13 protein-coding genes are annotated in these 15,964 nt (G+C 67.1%); 7 read left to right on the top strand and 6 right to left on the bottom strand.

Features of this window, described 5'->3' with window-relative positions; all coding sequences use genetic code 11:
* Positions 1–19: 19 nt before the first annotated feature.
* The 5 genes from D2V04_RS16380 to D2V04_RS18025 form a co-directional block, all read right to left on the bottom strand.
* Positions 20–661 carry a hypothetical protein gene (locus D2V04_RS16380; protein ID WP_147391855.1) on the bottom strand — a complete coding sequence of 214 codons (642 nt, stop codon included), beginning with the start codon at positions 659–661 and terminating at the stop codon, positions 20–22.
* 71 nt (positions 662–732) lie between these two features.
* Positions 733–1,914 carry an acetyl-CoA C-acyltransferase gene (locus D2V04_RS16385; protein ID WP_119514766.1) on the bottom strand — a complete coding sequence of 394 codons (1,182 nt, stop codon included), beginning with the start codon at positions 1,912–1,914 and terminating at the stop codon, positions 733–735.
* A gap of 113 nt (positions 1,915–2,027) precedes the next feature.
* Entirely contained in the window at positions 2,028–2,477 is a 450-nt protein-coding gene (locus tag D2V04_RS16390; RefSeq protein ID WP_119514767.1) for a MaoC family dehydratase, read from the bottom strand.
* Between the two features lie 61 nt (positions 2,478–2,538).
* Positions 2,539–3,936 carry a DUF5935 domain-containing protein gene (locus D2V04_RS16395; RefSeq protein ID WP_119514928.1) on the bottom strand — a complete coding sequence of 466 codons (1,398 nt, stop codon included), beginning with the start codon at positions 3,934–3,936 and terminating at the stop codon, positions 2,539–2,541.
* The gene (locus tag D2V04_RS18025) at positions 3,929–4,078 is read right to left on the bottom strand and encodes a hypothetical protein (protein WP_182849796.1); all 150 of its coding nucleotides are present in this window, start codon (positions 4,076–4,078) and stop codon (positions 3,929–3,931) included. The genes D2V04_RS16395 and D2V04_RS18025 overlap by 8 nt, the downstream gene beginning before the upstream one ends.
* Before the next feature lie 93 nt (positions 4,079–4,171).
* Here D2V04_RS18025 and D2V04_RS16400 point away from each other — a divergent pair, with 93 nt between their 5' ends.
* The 4 genes from D2V04_RS16400 (at position 4,172) to D2V04_RS16415 (ending at position 13,348) form a co-directional block, all read left to right on the top strand.
* Positions 4,172–5,401: a TIGR04063 family PEP-CTERM/XrtA system glycosyltransferase gene (locus tag D2V04_RS16400; protein WP_119514768.1), complete on the top strand. Its 1,230-nt coding sequence runs from the start codon at positions 4,172–4,174 to the stop codon at positions 5,399–5,401.
* 34 nt (positions 5,402–5,435) lie between these two features.
* The gene (locus tag D2V04_RS16405) at positions 5,436–7,067 is read left to right on the top strand and encodes a hypothetical protein (protein WP_147391856.1); all 1,632 of its coding nucleotides are present in this window, start codon (positions 5,436–5,438) and stop codon (positions 7,065–7,067) included.
* Between the two features lie 198 nt (positions 7,068–7,265).
* Positions 7,266–11,906 carry a glutamate synthase large subunit gene (gltB, locus tag D2V04_RS16410; RefSeq protein WP_119514770.1) on the top strand — a complete coding sequence of 1,547 codons (4,641 nt, stop codon included), beginning with the start codon at positions 7,266–7,268 and terminating at the stop codon, positions 11,904–11,906.
* Positions 11,907–11,911: 5 nt separating this feature from the next.
* The gene (locus tag D2V04_RS16415; RefSeq protein WP_119514771.1) at positions 11,912–13,348 is read left to right on the top strand and encodes a glutamate synthase subunit beta; all 1,437 of its coding nucleotides are present in this window, start codon (positions 11,912–11,914) and stop codon (positions 13,346–13,348) included.
* A gap of 6 nt (positions 13,349–13,354) precedes the next feature.
* On the opposite strand, the gene ung is transcribed toward D2V04_RS16415, so the two are convergent.
* Positions 13,355–14,038 (bottom strand): uracil-DNA glycosylase, encoded by a 684-nt coding sequence (ung, locus tag D2V04_RS16420; RefSeq protein WP_119514772.1) that lies wholly within the window; start codon positions 14,036–14,038, stop codon positions 13,355–13,357.
* A gap of 81 nt (positions 14,039–14,119) precedes the next feature.
* Here ung and D2V04_RS16425 point away from each other — a divergent pair, with 81 nt between their 5' ends.
* The 3 genes from D2V04_RS16425 to D2V04_RS16435 are packed head-to-tail and all read left to right on the top strand — an operon-like array spanning position 14,120 to position 15,958.
* A complete protein-coding gene (locus tag D2V04_RS16425; protein ID WP_119514773.1) occupies positions 14,120–14,737 on the top strand; it encodes a ribonuclease D in 618 nt (205 codons plus the stop codon).
* A gap of 22 nt (positions 14,738–14,759) precedes the next feature.
* Positions 14,760–15,428: an LPS export ABC transporter periplasmic protein LptC gene (locus D2V04_RS16430; RefSeq protein ID WP_119514774.1), complete on the top strand. Its 669-nt coding sequence runs from the start codon at positions 14,760–14,762 to the stop codon at positions 15,426–15,428.
* Positions 15,425–15,958, top strand: a complete 534-nt coding sequence (locus D2V04_RS16435; RefSeq protein ID WP_407672125.1) for an LptA/OstA family protein — start codon at positions 15,425–15,427, stop codon at positions 15,956–15,958. The genes D2V04_RS16430 and D2V04_RS16435 overlap by 4 nt, the downstream gene beginning before the upstream one ends.
* The last annotated feature ends 6 nt before the right edge of the window (positions 15,959–15,964 follow it).

The raw sequence follows: 15,964 nt of genomic DNA on the forward strand, positions 1-15,964 counted from the left end.
CGCCGCAAGCGCCGGCGTTCTAGCGTGCGTTGCCGACCACGCGCATCTCGTCGACGCCGCAGCGGAAGTCGTTCGCACGCGTATCGGCGATCTCGCGCGCGATGGGGTTCGCACCGGGCGTGTCGCCTGCGATCTGGGCGACGCGGCAGCCTGGCGCGCCTTGCCGCCCGATCTTCTCGACCCCGATCACCGTGCGTCCCGTGCTTTGCGGAGCGACGTCGCGATAGCGGAAGATCACCGCGAACGGCTCCCCGTCCTTCATGCGCCATTCGAGCCGCTCGCCCAGCTCGTTGAAGGCGCCGATGGTCATGAATTCCTCGCCGTCGACGCCGGCATCGATATCGAGCCGCCCGTCGCCGAGATGAACGAAGATCGGGACATCTCCGCGGCCCGGGCAGGCGTAATCGACGCTTGCGCCTTCGCTCGCTTCCCCGGTCACCCGGCAGACGTCGAGATCGAATGCGGTGTAGGCCGAGGAGTAACCGTCGGCATCGGCGGGTTCTTCGGCCGCAGGATCGACTGTCGGCTCCGCGGCGGTAGTTCCGGCATCTCCCGCGGTCGGTGAAGACTGCGCCTCTACTGCCTCACGCTCGGGCCCTTCCTGCGAGCACGCAGCAGGCAGCGCGGCTGCCAGCAATAGCCAAACGAAAGGGCGGCGCATGCGGTTCTCCTTCGGCAAGAGGCACGAAGAAGAACGCACGAGCCGCCCACCTGTTCAAATCCGGCGCTGAATCAGAGGACTTCGAACATCCCCGCCGCGCCCATGCCGCCGCCGACGCACATCGTCACCACGACGTACTTCGCGCCGCGCCGCTTGCCTTCGATCAGCGCATGGCCGGTGCAGCGCGCGCCGGTCATGCCGTAGGGGTGCCCGATCGAGATCGAGCCTCCGTTGACGTTGAGCAGGTCGTTCGGAATGCCGAGCTTATCCCGGCAGTAGAGCACCTGCACCGCGAACGCCTCGTTGAGTTCCCACAGGCCCACGTCCTCCAGCTTCACGCCCGTGCGTTCAAGCAGCTTGGGGATCGCGAAGACGGGGCCGATGCCCATCTCGTCGGGCTCGGTGCCGGCCACCGCCATGCCGACGTAGCGGCCGAGCGGGGTGAGGCCCTTCTTCTCGGCGACCTTGGCCTCCATCAGCACGCTGGCCGAGGAGCCGTCCGAAAGCTGGCTGGCATTGCCCGCGGTGATCGTGGTGCCCGACCCCATGACAGGCTGCAACGCCGACAGGCCCTCCAGCGTGGTCTCGGGCCGGTTGCCCTCGTCCTTGGCGATGGTGACTTCCTTGTCCGAAACCTCGCCCGTTTCCTTGTTGGTCACCTTCATCGTGGTGGTGACCGGCACGATCTCGTCGTCGAACTTGCCTGCCGCCTGCGCTGCGGCTGTGCGCTGCTGCGACTGCAGGGCGTACTCGTCCTGCGCCTCGCGGCTGATGCCGTAGCGCTGCGCGACCGTCTCGGCGGTCTGCAGCATCGGCATGTAGATCGCGCCGTGCATGTTGATCAGCTCCGGATCGGGCATCACGCGCATTTCCTTGGTCTGCACGAGGCTGATCGATTCCTGTCCACCGGCCGCGACCACATCCATGTTGTCGATCATGATCTGCTTGGCCGCGGTGGCGATCGACATCAGGCCGGAAGAGCACTGGCGGTCGATCGTCATGCCGGACGTACCGATCGGGCACCCGGCCCGCAGCGCGACCTGGCGTGCGAGGTTGCCCGCCTGCGTGCCCTGCTGAAGCGCCGAGCCCCACAGCACGTCGTCGATCTCGCCCGGTTCGATCCCGGCGCGTTCGATTGCCGGCGCAAGCGAATAGGAACCGAGCGTGGCGCCCTTGGTGTCGTTGAACCCGCCCTTGTAGGCGCGGCCGATGGCGGTGCGGGCGGTGGATACGATGACTGCTTCGCGTGACATGGAAAACTCCTTCGAAAATCAGGTCCGCCCTTCAGGAAGCGGATCGGGAGAGGTCTTGCGCCACCGGTAGCGACACCTGCTCGCCCGTCGCTCCCCAAATGGGGAGTGGTCGTTCAGACGAAAAGCTGCGTGATCCATTCGGCGATGAGGGCCGGCTTATCCTCGCCTTCGATCTCGATCGTGATCTCGTGCGTCTGCTGCCACTGGCCCGGGCGCTTCTCGACCATTTCGAGCAGCTTCCAGTGCCCGCGGATGCGCTTGCCCGAGCGGACGGGATTGATGAAGCGCGTCTTGTTGCCGCCGTAGTTGACGCCCATCTTCACGCCTTCTGGCCGCGGCAACTCCGACTTGGCGCTGAGATAGGGGATCATCGACAGGGTCAGGAAGCCGTGGGCGATCGTGCCGCCGAACGGCGTCAACTTGGCCTTTTCCTCGTCGACATGGATGAACTGATGGTCGCCGGTGGCATCGGCGAACTTGTCGATCCGTTCCTGGCTCATCTCGACCCATTCGCTGGTGCCGATCTGCTGGCCGACCTTTTCTGCGATTTCCTGCGGGGTCACTGCGCCTCTCCTTTGCCGCGAGTTTGACTTGAAACCGCGGCTTCATGGCGCATCGAATGGGCTAGCGCAACGCGCCCGCGCCTGCCGCTACGGCATCGCCGCTAGAGGTCGGCGCCACCTGCGGCCGGCGGACGCGGCGGGCCTCCCGCACCTGCGAATCGAGCCGTTTGCAGTAGGACCAGAGACCGATCTGGAGGCCGATCAGCATGAGCACGAACGGCTGATAGGCGATGCCCTGGAACAGCGACCCGAGGAGATAAATGATCTGGCCCACCTGCAGCGCGCTCGCGAGCGGTGCCTGCCATTGCTCGGTCGCGCCGGTTCGCCCGCGCCATCGGCGGCGAATCCGCTCCATCTGCCATAATCCAAGCGCGTGGATCCAGAGCCACAGTGCGAGGCCCGGCCAGCCCTGCTCGCCCAACATCTCGAATATCGCCGAGTGATAGGCGCGCGCCTTGTCGACGACGTCCTTGTATTCGATCGCGGTCGTGTTCCCCTGCTCGACCAGAACCGGCAGCTTGTAGGTGAAGCTGTTCCCGCGATAGGCGTCGAACCCGCCTCCGAAGGGATTCTGGGCGGCATAGTCGAAGGTCCATTGCCACACCGCGACGCGGGTGGAGGCTGACTGGTCCTGATCGTGGCTGCCGATCGTCGACATCCGCTCGTAATAGCTCTGCGGAAGGAAAGGCAGGGCCATCAACCCCAGCGCGGCACCCGCCGCGAGGAAGGTGAAGCGACGCTTCACGTCACGCAGGGAGACTACCGCCAGCGCCGCGATACAGAGCAGGCCCGTTCGTGCTTCCGTCCCCACCGGGATCAGCAAACAGGCAAAGATCAGCGCATAGCCGAAGGTCTTCACCCGCCAGTCGGGAGGAAACACCGTTCCGTGGCGTGTGAACCAGACGATCAGCGGGATGATCGCGATCGCCACCGTCGCCAGCGTCGAGCTTTCGTACATTCCCGCGTTGTCGTTGACGAAGAAATAGAGCGAGGCGTAGCCGCCGCCGCCCAGCGCGGTCTTCATGCCCGCGCTGATGATGATCGCACCCGCGGTGAGCACCATGACCAGTGCCGTGCCCTCGATCCTGAGGCGGGTGGTGAGCGTGACGGGCAGGAAGATCGCGAACACCAGCGCTTTCCATACCCAGTCCCACTTCTCCAGCGCCTCGACCGGGAAATCGGCGGTCTTCGTGGTCCAGAAGCAGTAGAGCAGCAGCACCGCCAGCAGGAACTGACGGAACGTGAAGCGCACGTCCTTCTTGCTGTCGGTCAGCAGCCATCCGGCAAAGGCGGCGCAGAAGGCGATCAGTGAGATGGGCAGGGCCGAAGTGATCGACCAGCCGATCTTCTGCGGCGCAAGGATGTCGATGTAGCAGTAGGCGAGCACCCACAGGAACGGGCGGCGCAGACCGATCGCGAAGAACGCCATGACGAAGCCGAATAGCGCGAGGTCAAGCATCGGGCGTCTGCCCACCGTCACCACCGTCCCCAGGCGCCTCCTCGAGAGCCGGATCGCGGTCGGTCGCATCGCGCCCGGCGAGCCGTAGCAGCGCGATCGCGATCAACGCGTGGATCAGGCCGAGGGCGAAATAGTCGATCAAACCGGAAAAGTGCTTTCGATTGGCGCGCGTCGATGCCGACTAGCACCGCCCGGTTGACGCGCCGTTAAGGTTGCTGTGGCACCAGCCGCTGCGATGACCCGGGTGCTGCACGTCCTCGACCACTCGCTGCCGCTGCACAGCGGCTACACCTTCCGCACGCGCGCTATCCTGAAGAGCCAGGAGGCCGCAGGGCTGGAGGTGCGCGGCGTGACCGGCCTGCGCCATGCGGCGGACGGCCCGCCGCTGGAGACGGTGGACGGGCTCACCTTCCACCGCGCCTCCGGTTCGGTATCGGGGCCGGCTGGCCTGCGCGAATGGCGCGAAATCGCGCGTTTCGCGGAATCGATCGAGCAAGTCGTGCGCGAATGGCGGCCCGACGTTCTCCACGCGCACTCGCCCGCTCTGTGCGGCGCCGCAGCGATGAAGGTCGCGCGCCGGCACGGTATCCCGCTCGTCTATGAAATCCGCGCCTTCTGGGAAGACGCGGCGGTCGGCAACGGCACCGGGCGTGAAGGCTCGCTCAAGTACTGGCTGACACGTGCGCTGGAGAACCGCGTGATCGCGGGCGCGGATGCGGTGTTCACGATTTGCTGGGGCTTGAAGGACGACCTCGTCGTGCGCGGCTTCGCACCGGGCAAGATCGGCCTCTCGCCCAACGGCGTCGACCTGTCGTTGTTCGGCGAACCCGTCCCACGCGACGAGGTTCTCGCACGCGAACTGGGCCTCGGGAGCGGCCCGGTGATCGGCTTCATCGGCAGCTTTTACGATTATGAAGGGCTGGGCGACCTGGTGGCCGCTATGCCCCTCCTGCAAGCCGAAGTACCGGGCTCGCAGCTTTTGCTGGTCGGCGGTGGACCGATGGACGATGCGCTGCGCGGGCAGGCCCAGACGAGCCCGGCGCGTGAGGCGATTCGCTTCACCGGACGGGTGCCGCACGACGTGGTCGAGCGATATTATTCGCTGATCGACGTGCTCGCCTATCCGCGCAAGCAGAGCCGGCTGACCGACCTGGTGACGCCGCTCAAACCGCTCGAGGCCATGGCGCAGCGCCGGCTCGTCGCCGCCTCCGACGTCGGCGGCCACCGCGAGCTGATCGAACACGGCGAAACGGGCGTACTGTTTGCTGCGGACGATCCCGCGGCCTGCGCGGCAAGGCTGGCGAGCCTGCTGCGAAACCCGGGCGGGTGGGAGGCGATGCGCGACCGCGCGCGGGCCCACGTCGCCGAGCATCACGACTGGGCCCGCAACGTACGTCGTTATCAAGACGTTTACCATCGCCTGTTAGCTCCGATGCCGAATGGGGCAATGCCCGCCGCTGCATGAGGCGCGCACTGCCTGGGTAACGGGGAAGAACGAAGTGGCAGCCACGCACATCGGCACGACCGCCAGCAAGCCGCCGATCAGCCAACATCCGGTGTTTCCGGCCATTGTGGCACTATGGTTCGCCGCACTGCTCGGCATCGGCAGCCTCGTCCTGCCCGTGACCTTGTTCGAGAGTCTCATCGTCGCGACGGGCCTGCACACCGTTATTCCGGCTGCGGAGCCGCCGCTGGGGGTCGCCGCCCGCATTCTGATCGCGCTGGTCGGCGCAGGCCTCGGAGCCCTCGCGGGGCTCTACATCGCGCGCAAGGTCGCCGCTGCGCAGGCAGCCCCGCGCTTCGTGCCGGCTCCCGTACGGCGCCAACCGAAGAGCGTCAGGCCCGCGAAGCGCCCGATCTCGGCGCATGAGGAACTCGGGGCCGACGGCTTCGACGAACCGGTCGAGGATCTCCGCTCCGCGCCGATCCCCGGGCGCCGCCGTGCACTTTCGCTCACCGAGGAGAACGGAGCGAGCGAACTGCTCGACTATGCGCCCCTGCCGGGCGCGGGTGCCGAGATCGTGGTGCTTTCTGCGGATGAAGACGAGCCGCCCGCGCCTGAGGAAGACCCGCTCGATCTCGCCGCATTTGCCGGCCACTCGCCCGAACAGGACGAGGAGCCCGAAGCCGAACGCCCCGCAGAAACGCCAATTCTCCCATCCGAAGAAAATCCCGTGTTCGCGTCCGCCCCGGCCGAGCAGGCGCGTCCGTTCGACGGCCCGGCCGCCTTCGCCATGCCGGACATTGACCTCAACGAACCGTCGGTGGACGCGGAGGCTCCCATCGCTGCGGGCGAGGAGCTTAGCGTCGCCGCAGCGCCCGCTATGTTGGGCGATCCGCTGGCGGCGAACGAAGACGGGGCCGCCGAGTTCGCTCCGGCGCAGCCGAATGCGCCGGTGGAAACCGAGGAGCGGCCATTGCGCGAGCTCTCCATCGCCGAGCTCGTCGACCGGTTCGCTATCTCGCTCCAGCGCGCGGCCGAACGGGCCGAGGCGGAGCTTCCCGCAGCCGAAACGCCAGCCCGCTACGTGCCGGACCTGGGCGTCGAGGCCGTGGAAGCGCCGCGCCTGGAAGCAAACCCTGCACCGGAACCGGCACCACCGGCAGAAGCCGGGGAGGCTGCGGCGGCTCCCGAAGCCGCTGGACCGGCGGAAGCAATTCCGGCTGCCTTGCGCCCGCTCTCGCTCGATGACGAACTCGCCGACGAGGAGCACGAAGACCTCGCGCTCACGCTTTCCTTGACGCCCGAGGCACGCCCGTTCGCCTCTCCCGCCCCCACACCCGATGCCGGGGACGACGAGAGCGACGTCTCGCCCACCGAAGGGGCTTACAGCTCGCTGCTCAGCATTCGCCGACCAGAGAGCCAGCGCGAGTTCGTCCGCGTCGAAGACGATCCGGATAGCGACGAGAGCGACGCATTCGAACCGGTTGTCGTCTTTCCCGGGCAGGAGGAGCGCCGCGCCGCGCCGGCGGCAACGCCGGTCATGGGGCAGGAACGCCCCTTCGATGCTCCTCGAGGCGTCCGCGCAGCCGCGCCGACAGGCGAGATGGCGCCGGTCGATCAGGCCCAGGCCGAACGGGCCCTGCGTGAGGCACTCCACAAGCTTCAGCGCCTGAGCGGCGCGGCCTGAGCGCCCCGCGCGCACTTTTCCGCGCGCAAGAATTACTAATACCTATGCGCTGCCTTCGCAGTTGCAAAAATCCGTTCATATCGTCATGAAGCGCCTTCGCGATAATTTTCGTGCGCGATCGCGCGCCACGGAAAGCGCTTCATTGCCGGAGCGTGGGGGAGACACGCGCTTCGGCACCTGACACGACGAGGTTTCTGGATGGGATTTCCCACGCCGACAGGTCTGTATGATCCACGTAACGAACACGATTCGTGCGGCGTCGGTTTCGTGGCGCATATTAGAGGCGAGAAAAGCCACGCGATCGTCGCGCAGGCGCTCGAAATCCTCGCCAATCTCGACCATCGCGGCGCGGTCGGCGCCGACCCGCTGCTGGGTGACGGCGCGGGAATCCTGTTGCAGGTTCCCGATCCGCTGTTCCGTGACTGGGCCGCCGAGGCAGGCCACGACCTTCCTCCCGCCGGCGACTACGCGGTCGCGCAATGCTTCCTGCCGCAGGACGAAGCGGCGCGCGCTTTCGTCGCCGAACAGCTCGAAAAGTTCGTCGCCAAGGAAGGTCAGCGTCTGGTCGGCTGGCGCGACGTGCCGGTCACGCTCGACGGACTCGGCAAGGCGGTCGTCGAATCGATGCCGGTCATGCGCCAATGCGTGGTTGCGCGCGGCGACAACTGCGCAGATCGCGACGCGTTCGAACGCAAGCTGATCGTCATCCGCAAGCAGACGCTCAATCCGCTTGCAAAGTTGGCCGAGAAGCACGGGCTGCCCGCGCTGACGCAGACATACATCCCGAGCTTTTCCAGCCGCACGATCGTTTACAAGGGCCTGCTGCTCGCCAATCAGGTCGGCAGTTTCTACGACGATATGCGCGATCCGCGCTGCGTCTCCGCCCTCGGGCTCGTGCACCAGCGCTTCTCGACCAACACTTTCCCGAGCTGGCGGCTGGCGCATCCCTACCGCTTCATGGCGCACAACGGCGAGATCAACACCGTCCGCGGCAACGTGAACTGGATGGAAGCGCGCCGGCGGACGATGGAAAGCGAGCTGCTTGGCGCCGATCTCGACAAGATGTGGCCGCTGATCCCGCATGGCCAGTCAGACACCGCGTGCCTCGACAACGCGCTCGAGCTGTTGCTCGCGGGCGGATACAGCCTCGCTCATGCAATGATGATGCTCATGCCCGAGGCGTGGGCCAAGAACCCGCTGATGGAGCCGGCGCGGCGCGCATTCTACGAGTATCACGCCGCGCTGATGGAGCCGTGGGACGGGCCGGCCGCGGTCGCCTTCACAGACGGACGCCAGATCGGCGCGACGCTCGACCGCAATGGCCTGCGTCCCGCGCGCTACTGCGTCACCAAGGACGATCTCGTCTGCCTCGCCTCTGAAAGCGGCGTGCTGCCGTTCGCGGAAGCGGATATCGTGCGCAAGTGGCGGCTCCAGCCGGGCAAGATGCTGCTGATCGACCTCGAACAGGGTCGCATCGTCGAGGATGCCGAGCTCAAGGCCGAGCTTGCAGCGGCACACCCCTATGAGAAGTGGCTTGAGCAGACGCAGTACAAGCTGGAGGATCTCGACACGATCGAGCCCGAGCTCGCCGCGATTCCCGATCATACGACCGCGCTGCTCGAGCGCCAGCAGGCCTTCGGCTATACGCAGGAGGACATCACCCGCTTCCTCGAGCCTATGGCGCTGACCGGCGACGATCCGATCGGCTCGATGGGCACCGACACGCCGCTCGCCGTGCTCAGCCAGCGGCCGCGACTGCTCTACGATTACTTCAAGCAGAACTTCGCCCAGGTCACCAACCCGCCGATCGACCCGATCCGCGAGGAACTGGTGATGAGCCTGCTGTCGATGGTCGGCCCGCGACCCAACCTGCTCGGCCGCGAGGCGGGCACGCACAAGCGGCTCGAAGTCAGCCAACCGATCCTGACCAACGAGGATCTGGCCAAGATCCGATCGGTCGAGGCCGCGCTCGACGGCGCCTTCCGCACCCATACGCTCGATATTACATGGGAGGCACACAGCGGCGCAGACGGGCTCGGAATGGCGCTCAAGGAGCTGTGCTGGGCCGCGACCGAGGCCGTGCTGCTCGATCACAACATCCTGATCCTGTCCGATCGTGCCCAGGGGCCGGACCGCATCCCCATCCCGGCCCTGCTCGCCACCGCGGCGGTCCACCACCACCTCGTGCGCCAGGGCCTCAGAATGCAGACCGGCCTGGTGGTCGAAACCGGCGAAGCGCGCGAGGTGCATCACTACTGCGTGCTCGCGGGCTACGGTGCCGAGGCGATCAACCCTTACGTCGCGTTCGAGACGATCGAGGCGCTGCGGGCCGAGCGCTTCCCCGAGATCGCACCGGCCGACGCGCGCCGGAACTACATCAAGGCGGTCGGCAAGGGCATGCTCAAGGTCATGTCCAAGATGGGCATCTCGACCTACCAGTCCTATTGCGGGGCGCAGATCTTCGATGCCGTCGGCCTGTCGAGCGCCTTCATCGAGAAGTATTTCACCGGCACCGCGACGACGATCGAAGGCGTCGGCCTTGCCGAAGTCGCGGAAGAGGCGGTGCGCCGCCACGCGCTCGCGCACGGCGACAATCCGCTCTACCGCGGCATGCTCGATGCGGGCGGGATCTACCAGTACCGCCTGCGGGGCGAGGATCACGCCTGGACGCCGGGCAGCGTCGCCAGCCTGCAGCACGCGGTTCGGGGCAACTCGCGGGAACGCTACGAGGATTTCGCGCGGGATATCAACGAGCAGTCCGAACGGCTGCTAACGATCCGCGGCCTGATGGATTTAAAGCCGGCCGAGACCCCGGTGCCGCTCGAGGAGGTCGAGCCGGCGAGCGAGATCGTCAAGCGCTTCAGCACCGGCGCCATGAGCTTCGGCTCGATCAGCCGCGAGGCGCATACCACGCTTGCAATCGCGATGAACCGCATCGGCGGCCGTTCCAACACCGGCGAAGGCGGCGAGGAGCCCGACCGCTTCACGCCGATGGACAACGGCGATTCGATGCGCAGCCGCATCAAGCAGGTCGCCTCGGGCCGTTTCGGCGTGACGACCGAGTACCTCGTCAATTCCGACGACATCCAGATCAAGATGGCCCAGGGCGCCAAGCCCGGCGAGGGCGGTCAGCTCCCCGGCCACAAGGTCGACAAGACGATCGGCGCGGTGCGTCATTCGACCCCGGGCGTCGGCCTGATCAGCCCGCCGCCGCACCACGACATCTATTCGATCGAGGATCTGGCGCAGCTCATCCACGACCTCAAGAACGTCCAGCCGAGCGCGCGCATCTCGGTCAAGCTGGTGAGCGAGGTCGGCGTCGGCACGGTGGCCGCGGGCGTATCCAAGAGCAAGGCCGACCACGTCACCATCTCGGGCTACGAAGGCGGCACGGGCGCTTCACCGCTGACCAGCCTCACGCACGCGGGCTCTCCGTGGGAGATCGGCCTGGCGGAGACGCAGCAGACCCTGCTGCTCAACGACTTGCGCAGCCGCATCGCGGTGCAGGTCGACGGCGGCCTGCGCACTGGGCGCGACGTCGCGATCGGGGCGCTGCTCGGCGCCGACGAGTTCGGCTTCGCCACCGCGCCGCTGATCGCGGCCGGCTGCATCATGATGCGCAAGTGCCACCTCAACACCTGCCCGGTCGGCGTTGCCACGCAGGACCCGGTGCTGAGGAAGCGCTTCACCGGCACGCCCGAGCACGTGATCAACTACTTTTTCTTCGTCGCCGAGGAACTGCGCCAGATCATGGCGGAGATGGGCTTCCGCACGATCGAGGAGATGATCGGCCGGGTCGACCGGATCGATACGCGCCGCGTCGAACGTCACTGGAAGGCGCACGGCGTGGACCTGTCCCGCGTTCTCCAGGTGGCAGCGCCCCAGGGCGCGGTTGCGCTGCATCACACGCAGATGCAGGAGCACGGCCTTGCCGCCGCGATGGACAACGAGGTGATCGCCGCCTGCCGCTCCGCGATCGACAGCGGCACACCGATCGAGCTCGAACGCGAGATCCGCAACGTCAACCGCACTTTCGGCGCGATGCTGTCGGGCGAGATCGCCCGCCGCCACGGACACGCCGGCCTCAAGCCGGAGACGATCCGCATCAACCTCACCGGCGTTGCCGGCCAGAGCTTCGGCGCGTGGCTGGCACACGGGGTGACGCTGGACCTAACGGGCGATGCCAACGACTACGTCGGCAAGGGCTTGTCCGGCGGCCGCATCATCGTGCGCCAGCCGGCCCACGTGACACGCGATCCGGGCGAGAACATCATCGTCGGCAACACCGTGCTTTACGGCGCGATTTCGGGCGAAGCCTACTTCGCGGGCGTCGCAGGCGAGCGCTTCGCAGTGCGCAATTCGGGCGCCGCTGCAGTTGTCGAGGGCACCGGCGATCACGGCTGCGAATACATGACCGGCGGCGTCGTCTGCGTCCTCGGCCGTACCGGGCGCAACTTCGCCGCGGGGATGAGCGGGGGCGTGGCTTACGTCTATGACGAGGACGGCGATTTCGCACGCCTGTGCAACCCGGCGCAGGTCGATCTGCTGCCGATATCGGCCGCGCCCGACGCCGAAGAAGGCACCGGCCGCCCGCAGCAGCGTGCGCGCTCGGTCCACGACCTCGGCATGGGCGACATGCTACGCCACGACGCAGAGCGCCTGCGCATCCTCGTCGAGCGGCACAAGCTGCACACCGGCTCGACCAAGGCCGCCGCGCTGCTCGACGACTGGGACGCCGCGCTCACGCGCTTCGTCAAGGTCATGCCGCGCGACTATGCCCGCGCGCTCGAGCAGCTCGAAAGCGAGCGGATCGAGGCCGAAAGCGTGGCGGCGGAGTAACGGATATGGGCAAGGAAACAGGCTTCCTCGAATTCGAGCGCGAAGATCGCGGCTACGCGGATCCCGCGGAGCGCACCGCGCACTACAAGGAATTCGTCGTCCCCCTGCCGGACGACAAGCTGCGCAATCAGGCGGCGCGCTGCATGAACTGTGGGATTCCCTACTGCCACACCGGCTGCCCGGTGAACAATCTGATCCCCGACTGGAATCACCTTGTCTACGAGGCCGACTGGAAGCGCGCGCTCGACACGCTCCATTCGACCAACAACTTTCCTGAGTTCACCGGCCGCGTCTGCCCCGCCCCGTGCGAGGCGGCCTGCACGCTGAACATCATCGACAGCCCGGTGACGATCAAGTCGATCGAATGCGCGATCGTCGATCGCGGCTGGCAGGAAGGCTGGATCAAACCGCAGGTTCCCGAAAGGCCGACCGGCAAGTCGGTCGCGGTGATCGGATCGGGTCCGGCCGGCCTCGCCTGCGCGCAGCAGCTCGCCCGCGCGGGCCATGCGGTCACGGTGTTCGAGAAGGCCGACCGGATCGGCGGTCTGCTCCGCTACGGCATTCCCGACTTCAAGATGGAGAAGCACCTCATCAACCGCCGCGCGGTGCAGATGGAGGCGGAAGGGGTCCAGTTCCGCACCAACAGCGAAGTCGGCGTCGAGGTCTCGTTCACCGCGCTCAAGGAGAATTTCGACGCCATCGTCCTCGCCGGCGGCGCGGAGAAGGCGCGCCAGCTCGACATCCCCGGCGCTGAATTGCCGGGCGTGCGGCTGGCGATGGAGTTCCTGACGCAGCAGAACAAGCGCAACGCCGGCGACGACGAAGTACGCGCCGCGCCGCGCGGTTCACTGACGGCGACGGGCAAACACGTGATCGTGATCGGCGGCGGCGACACCGGCAGCGACTGCGTCGGCACCTCCAACCGCCAGGGTGCGGCAAGCGTGACCCAGCTCGAGATCATGCCCAAGCCGCCTGAAAAGGAAGACAAGGCGCTGACCTGGCCGGACTGGCCGCTCAAGCTGCGCACGTCCTCCAGCCATCAGGAAGGCGTGGACCGCGACTGGGCCGTGCTGGCGAAGCGCGTGGTTGCCGAGAACGGCGAAGTAGCGGGGCTCGAATGCGTACGCGTCGAATGGCGCGATGGGCGGATGCACGAGATCGAAGGCAGCGAGTTCACGCTGCAGGCCGATCTGATCCTGCTCGCGATGGGCTTCACCGGTCCGAAGCGCCGTGGGCTGCTCGACCGGGCGGGGGTCGACCTCGACGCGCGGGGCAATGTCGCCGCCGACACGCAGAGCTACGCCACGAGTGAGCCCAACGTCTTCTCCTGCGGCGACATGCGCCGCGGGCAGAGTCTCGTCGTCTGGGCGATCCGCGAAGGCCGCCAGGCCGCTCGTGCGGTGGACGAAGCGCTGATGGGTGCGAGCGAATTGCCGCGTTAAGGCGCGTCAGACCCGCCAGTCGATCGCGCCGCGGCCCTGCGCCTCGAGGAAGGCGTTGGCCTTGCTAAAGGGGCGCGAGCCGAAGAAGCCGCGGTGGGCAGAGAGTGGGCTAGGGTGCGGCGAGCGCAGCACCAGGTGCCGGTCGCTCCGCGCGAGTTCGGGAATGCGCGCCGCCTTGCCCTGCGCGTGGCTGCCCCAGAGGATGAACACGCTCGGCTCGGCGCGCGCCGCGACAGCCGCGACGCAGGCATCGGTGATCGCCTCCCAGCCCTTGCCTGCGTGACTGCCCGCGCGCCCGGCCTCCACCGTCAGCGAATTGTTGAGCAGGAGCACGCCCTGCCGCGCCCAGGCGCTCAGATCGCCATGCCCGGGCGAGGGCAGGCCGAGGTCGCTTTCCAGCTCCTTATAGATGTTGACCAGGCTGGGCGGCACGCGGACGCCTTCGGGTACGGCAAAGCACAGGCCCATCGCCTGATCCGGCCCGTGATAGGGATCCTGCCCGAGAATCACGACTTTCACGTCTTCCAGCGGCGTCAGGTCCAGCGCGGCGAGCCGCGTGCCGCGCGGAGGATAGATCGTCCGCCCGGCGGCTTCCTCGGCGCGAAGCCAGCCGCCCAGCCGCCTCGCCTCCGGTGCAGCGAGGACCGGATCGAGCACCGGCCGCCAGCTCTGGGGTAGCGTGTCGCTCATGCCGCGCACGATAGTGCCCGCGCGCGCGCCATTCCAGCAGCCCTTTCCCTCAATCCCCAATGCGCCTAAGAGCCGCGCCTTATGGCAGTGCATTTTCACGAAGAAGACCTGCCCGCCGGCGTGCTCGCCGACGGGCCGATCGCCGTCGACACCGAAACGATGGGTCTCATCACCCCGCGCGATCGGCTCTGCGTCGTCCAGCTCAGCGATGGTCATGGCGACGAGCACCTCGTGCGTTTCCGCGTCGGCAGTCCCTACGATGCACCGAACCTCAAGGCCGTGCTCGCCGATCCCGCGCGGCTCAAGCTCTATCACTTCGCGCGGTTCGATCTCGCGGCGATCGAATACTATCTGGGCGTCACCGCCGCGCCGGTGTTCTGCACCAAGATCGCGAGCAAGCTGACGCGGACTTACACCGACCGGCACGGGCTCAAGAATCTGGTGCAGGAACTGCTCGGTGGCGAGATTTCCAAGGCCCAGCAGAGCTCCGACTGGGGTGCGCCGGAGATCAACGAGGCGCAGCGCGAATACGCAGCTTCCGACGTGCGTTTCCTCCACCGCCTGCGTGACATTTTCGTGGAGCGGCTGGCGCGCGAAGGCCGCACCGAGATAGCCCAGGCCTGCTTCGACTTCCTTCCCACCCGTGCGCGGCTCGACCTCGCCGGATGGGCCGAGAACGATATTTTCAGCCACGCGTAGTCCTTCCGGGTAGGCGCAAACGATGGTGACGAAACGGCGGATCGAGACACAGGAGGCGGCCCGGCTGAGGAGCGAGCGGCAGCACTTCGCCGCGCCCGGCGGGTCGCACGATCGGCTCATCGCCCTCCTCGCCAAAGTTCTGCCGATGGGCATAGGCGTCGTCGCGGCGCTGATGGTGATCACACCGCTCAGCCCGCGCGGCGAGGTCAGCTTCCTGCTCGACCGCAACGAAGTCGCGGTTATCGACGAGCGGCTGCGCGTCGACAATGCCATGTACCGCGGGCAGGACGACAAGGGACGGCCGTTCTCGCTGACCGCCGGCGAGGCGGTGCAGCGGTCGAGCGCGGAAGGAATCGTGCGGATGAACGATCTCGTCGCCCGGATCGCGTTGCCCGAAGGCCCCGCCCGTCTGGGCGCGCAGGCCGGTACCTACGATCTCAACGACGAGGTCGTCTCCGTCTTCGGCCCGGTCCGCCTGACCGCTGCCGACGGCTATCGCATGGTCGCGCGCGGGGTTTCGGTCGATCTCGCGGCGAAGCGCATGGTCGGGCGCGGCGGGGTCGAAGGCGAGATCCCGGCCGGCACATTCTCCGCCGACCGTCTGATCGCCGACATGACCGAACGCACGGTGACGCTTGACGGCAACGCCCGCCTGCGCATGATCCCGGGCGAACTGAGGATACCCTCATGACATCGTACCTTTCCACCGCAATGCGTTGGGCGCTTGCAGGCTTCGTCGGCACTCTCGCCGTCTTCGCAGGCATGCAGATCAACGCCCAGGCGATCGCCGGGCACAACTCGAACGCGCCGGTCAACTATGCCGCCGACCGGATCGAGCTGCAGGACCGCCAGAACCGCGTCGTCCTGTCGGGCAATGTCGACATCACGCAGGCCGGTCTGCGGCTGCGCGCCGCGCGCACGCTGGTCAACTACAGCGACGCCGGCTCCCTGAGCATCCAGCGCATCACCGCGACGGGAGGGGTGCGGGTAACGCGCGGCAACGAATCGGCGACGGGCGACGTCGCGGTGTACGACTTCAATCGCCGGATCATCACCATGGCCGGCAACGTCCGCCTGCGGCGCGGCACCGATACGCTCAATGGCGGACGGCTGGTGATCGACCTGAGGACCGGCGTGTCGAGCGTCGACGGTAGCGCTTCGGGAACTTCGACCACGTCGGAAGGACGCGTGTCGGGCACCTTCCAGGTTCCCGAGAACTAGGTCCAG

It is taken from the genome of Pelagerythrobacter aerophilus (genome assembly GCF_003581645.1).
Lineage (GTDB): Bacteria > Pseudomonadota > Alphaproteobacteria > Sphingomonadales > Sphingomonadaceae > Pelagerythrobacter > Pelagerythrobacter aerophilus.

What these genes read in the sequence shown, in the direction of transcription:
- D2V04_RS16380 (WP_147391855.1), bottom strand. Translation starts at nt 661, where the DNA reads ATGCGCCGCCCTTTCGTTTGGCTATTGCTGGCAGCCGCGCTGCCTGCT.
- D2V04_RS16385 (WP_119514766.1), bottom strand. Translation starts at nt 1,914, where the DNA reads ATGTCACGCGAAGCAGTCATCGTATCCACCGCCCGCACCGCCATCGGC.
- D2V04_RS16395 (WP_119514928.1), bottom strand. Translation starts at nt 3,936, where the DNA reads ATGCTTGACCTCGCGCTATTCGGCTTCGTCATGGCGTTCTTCGCGATC.
- D2V04_RS16400 (WP_119514768.1), top strand. Translation starts at nt 4,172, where the DNA reads ATGACCCGGGTGCTGCACGTCCTCGACCACTCGCTGCCGCTGCACAGC.
- gltB (WP_119514770.1), top strand. Translation starts at nt 7,266, where the DNA reads ATGGGATTTCCCACGCCGACAGGTCTGTATGATCCACGTAACGAACAC.
- D2V04_RS16415 (WP_119514771.1), top strand. Translation starts at nt 11,912, where the DNA reads ATGGGCAAGGAAACAGGCTTCCTCGAATTCGAGCGCGAAGATCGCGGC.
- ung (WP_119514772.1), bottom strand. Translation starts at nt 14,038, where the DNA reads ATGAGCGACACGCTACCCCAGAGCTGGCGGCCGGTGCTCGATCCGGTC.
- D2V04_RS16425 (WP_119514773.1), top strand. Translation starts at nt 14,120, where the DNA reads ATGGCAGTGCATTTTCACGAAGAAGACCTGCCCGCCGGCGTGCTCGCC.
- D2V04_RS16430 (WP_119514774.1), top strand. Translation starts at nt 14,760, where the DNA reads ATGGTGACGAAACGGCGGATCGAGACACAGGAGGCGGCCCGGCTGAGG.
- D2V04_RS16435 (WP_407672125.1), top strand. Translation starts at nt 15,425, where the DNA reads ATGACATCGTACCTTTCCACCGCAATGCGTTGGGCGCTTGCAGGCTTC.